This window comes from Dietzia sp. UBA5065 (genome assembly GCA_002415925.1).
GTDB lineage: Bacteria > Actinomycetota > Actinomycetes > Mycobacteriales > Mycobacteriaceae > Dietzia.
The window spans coordinates 60,226-63,419 of record DIAZ01000186.1; the positions used below are offsets into that span (position 1 = coordinate 60,226).

At 74.0% G+C, this 3,194-nt stretch carries 1 protein-coding gene; it reads left to right on the forward strand.

Translation table 11 applies throughout. The annotated features are described in order from the left end of the window. Positions 1–3,194: Pls/PosA family non-ribosomal peptide synthetase (locus B4M60_RS15600; protein ID WP_291086151.1), on the forward strand; the 3,194-nt coding region annotated here is incomplete at both ends.

Genomic DNA, 3,194 nt, shown 5'->3' on the forward strand with positions numbered 1-3,194 from the left:
CCGCTCGGCCCGGGCGACCGGGTGCTGGCCGGGTTGTCCGTGGCGTTCGACGCCTCCTGCGAGGAGATGTGGCTGGCCTGGGCGTACGGGGCCTGCCTCGTGCCGGCGCCGCGGTCGATCGTCAAGTCCGGGATCGACCTGGGCCCGTGGCTGCGGGACCGCGGACTCACGGTGATCTCCACCGTCCCGACGCTGGCGTCGATGTGGCCGAACTCGATGCTCCGCGACATCCGCTTGGTGATCCTCGGCGGCGAGGCGTGCCCGCCCGAACTCGCCGCCCGGCTCGCCGGCGACGGTCGCGAGGTGTGGAACACCTACGGCCCCACCGAGGCCACGGTCGTGGCCTGCGCGGCCCTGCTGGACGGCCGCGGCGAGGTGTCTATCGGGCTGCCGCTCGACGGCTGGGACCTGGCCGTGGTGGACGCCGCGGGACGGCCGGTCGGCTACGGCGAGACCGGGGAACTGGTGATCGGCGGCGTCGGGCTGGCCCGCTACCTCGACCCCGAGAAGGACGCCGAGAAGTACGGCCCCCTGGAGACCCTCGGCTGGGAGCGCGCCTACCGCTCCGGCGACGTGGTCCGCCTCGAGGCCGACGGCCTGTACTTCAACGGGCGCATCGACGACCAGGTGAAGATCGGCGGCCGCCGGCTCGAGCTGGGCGAGGTGGACACGGCGGTGTCCGCCCTCCCCGGCGTGAGCGCGGGGGCCGCGGCGGTGAAGAAGACCGACGCCGGCCAGTCCGTCCTGGTGGCCTACCTGGTGGCCGAGACGCCGGAGACCTTCGACCTGGCCGACGCCGCGGGGATCCTGCGCGAGCACCTGCCCGCCGGGGTGGTCCCCCGCCTGGCGCTGGTCGACGACCTGCCCACCCGGACCTCCGGCAAGGTGGACCGCGCCGCGCTGCCGTGGCCGCTGGCCCAGACCTCCGCGGGCGAGACCGAGCTCGACGGCACCGACGCGTGGGTCGCCGAACTGTGGTCCTCCGCCCTCGGTGCCGACGTCTCCGGGGTCGACGAGGACTTCTTCGCCCTCGGCGGCGGCTCGCTGGCCGCCGCGCACGTGGTGGTGGCGGTCCGCGAGCGCTTCCCCGCCGTCACGGTCGGCGACATCTACGACCGGTCCAGGCTCGGCGACTTCGCGGCCTACCTCGACGAGCTCGAGCCCGAGGCCGAGGTCGAGCCGCGGCACGTCCGGCCCGTCGGCCGCGGCGCGCAGATCCTGCAGGTACTCGCCACGGTCCCGCTCCTCACCCTCACCGGGCTGCAGTGGCTCACCTGGCTGGGGATCGCCAACAACCTCGCCGCCCACGCGGGCATCCCGTGGGCCCGCCCGGTGTCGTGGTGGGCGCTGGGGATCCTGGCCGTGCTGCTCCTGCTGCCCGCCGGTCGGATGGTGGTCACGGGTCTGCTGTGCCGCGTCCTCACGGCGGGGATCACCCCGGGGACCTACCCGCGCGCGGGGTCGGTCCACCTGCGGATCTGGGCCGCGGAGCGGTTGGTGGAGTCCTCCGGGGCCGCCAATCTGGAGGGCGCCGGCTGGCTCACGCCCCTCGCCCGCCTGTTGGGCGCGACGATCGGCCACGGGGTGGACATGCACACCCTGCCGCCCGTCACCGGACTGCTGACCGTGGGCGACGGGGCCTCGATCGAGCCGGAGGTGGACCTGGCCGGGTACTGGGTCGACGGCGACGTGGTGCACGTGGGCGCCGTCGAGATCGGCGAGAACGCGGTGGTGGGCGCCCGGTCCACGCTGATGCCGGGGGCGGTGGTGGGGCGCGGCGCCCACGTGGAGATCGGCTCCGCCGTGGTCGGTTCGGTGAAGGCCGGGAAGCGGTACGCGGGCTCGCCCGCGCTGAAGCGCGGCAAGCGCGGGTCCAGCTGGCCTGCCGAGCCGGCCCCGCACAACCGGGTGTGGAGCCTGGTCTACCAGGTCTCCGCCGTGGTGTTGGGCGCGATGCCGCTGGTCGCGCTGGCCGCCGGGCTCGCGCTGGTGGCGTGGGGCGCCCGGGACGCCGGGACCTCCGGCGAGCTGGTGCTGCGCGCGGCCCTGTGGTCGGTCCCCGGTGCGCTGCTCGCGCTGGTGCTCTTCGCCGCGATGACCCTCGTGTCCATCCGTGCGCTCTCGGTGGGCCTGGCGGAGGGCTTCCACCCGGTCCACTCCCGCACCGCCTGGCAGGCCTGGTGCAGTGAGCGCATCATGGACGCCTCCCGGAACTGGCTCTACCCGCTCTACGCCTCGATGCTCACCCCGGTCTGGCTCCGCGCCCTGGGCGCGACGATCGGCAAGGACGTCGAGGCCTCCACCGTCCTGCTCATCCCCTCGCTCACCACGGTCCGCGACGGGGCCTTCCTCGCCGACGACACCATGGTCGCGCCCTACGAGCTGGGGTCCGGCTGGATGCGTCTCGAGCAGGCCCAGATCGGCAAGCGCGCCTTCCTCGGCAACTCGGGGATCGCGTCGGCGGGCCGGAAGGTGCCCGCGCGCGGGTTGGTGGCCGTGCTCTCCTCCGCTCCGCAGAAGGCCAAGAAGGGGACCTCGTGGCTGGGCTCGCCCCCGCAGAAGCTGCCCCGGACGGTCTCCGACGGCGACGACGACGGGCGCACCTACCAGCCCCCGCGCCGTCTCAAGGCCGCCCGCGGGGCGTGGGAGACCCTGCGACTGGTCCCGGTCTGGCTCTCGTTCCTCCTGCTCGTCAGCGTCCTGGTGCTGATGCAGGGGATCCACCGGGAGTGGGGCTTCCTCGCCGCCGCGCTGACCTCCGGGCTCGCGCTCGCGTACGCCGGACTCGTGGCGCTGGTCGTCTCCGTGCTGGCCAAATGGGTGTTCGTGGGCAGGATCCGCGCCGGGGAGCAGCCGCTGTGGTCGTCGTTCGTGTGGCGCAACGAGGTCGCCGACTCGTTCGTCGAACTCCTGGCCGCCCCGTGGATGGCCCGCCCCGCCACCGGCACGCCGATCCTCAACGCGATGCTGCGGCTGCTGGGCTCGCGGATCGGGCGGGGCGTGTGGTGCGAGTCGTACTGGCTCCCCGAGGCCGACCTCATCTCGCTCGGTGACGGCGCCACCGTCAACCGCGGCTGCGTGGTGCAGACGCACCTGTTCCACGACCGCATCATGCAGATCGACCGCGTGGACCTCGAGGACGGCGCCACCCTGGGCTGCCATTGCGTCACGCTGCCCGCGTCCTCGATCGGCAA